The organism is Dietzia massiliensis (assembly GCF_018390595.1).
Classification (GTDB): Bacteria; Actinomycetota; Actinomycetes; order Mycobacteriales; family Mycobacteriaceae; genus Dietzia; species Dietzia massiliensis.
Genome location: NZ_JAHBAV010000142.1, coordinates 1 through 618, shown reverse-complemented (window position 1 = coordinate 618; position 618 = coordinate 1). Strand labels below are relative to the sequence as shown.

1 protein-coding gene is annotated in these 618 nt (G+C 68.8%); it reads right to left on the bottom strand.

The genetic code is table 11. The features are described from left to right. Window positions 1-273, bottom strand: a 273-nt coding sequence (locus tag KHA85_RS16535; protein WP_213186632.1) for an AMP-binding protein, incomplete at its 3' end; no start/stop codon positions are given. Between the last annotated feature and the right edge of the window lie 345 nt (window positions 274-618).

The following is a 618-nucleotide window of genomic DNA, read 5'->3' as shown; positions in this document are numbered from 1 at the left end:
GTGCAGAACGGCGCCCATCGAGGGCACCGCGAGGTACGCGGCCAGGTGCTCGGTGTTGTTCCACATGAACGTCGCCACCCGCTGGTCACCGGTCACCCCGAGGCGACGCAACCCATTGGCCAGTTGGGCGGCCTGGCAGCCCACTTCCCGATAGCTCGTCGTGCGGTAGCCATCCCCGGTGGCGGTGGTCACCGTGCGGTCCCCGTGGACACTGCAGCCGTGGCGCATGATCGCGGTGATCGTCAACGGATAGTCCTGCATCGTGCCGTCCATCGATGTACCGCCTTGTTCTCCGCGCGGCACTGCCCGTGCCAATCCGCGAAATGCGCCGCCCGCATTCCGGGCCGGCGACGATCGGCCGCCGACCGCTTCCCACCCTAAGCCCGAATTCGGCGATCGTGGCCAAGATCACCCGGGCTAACGAGCGACGACGTGGATCCCGTTCGGCCGGCGGGGCTTTGGAAGCAACACGCTTCCGACGCCCACTTCCATTGAGTGTGCGTACCGGGATTTGAGTGTGAACACTGCGCGGCGGGGCGCCGCCCCGCCGCGAAGCCGGTTAGGCCAGCGCCGGCTCCCACTGCGGCACGTCGAACACCCAGCCGGCCGCCGCCGGCA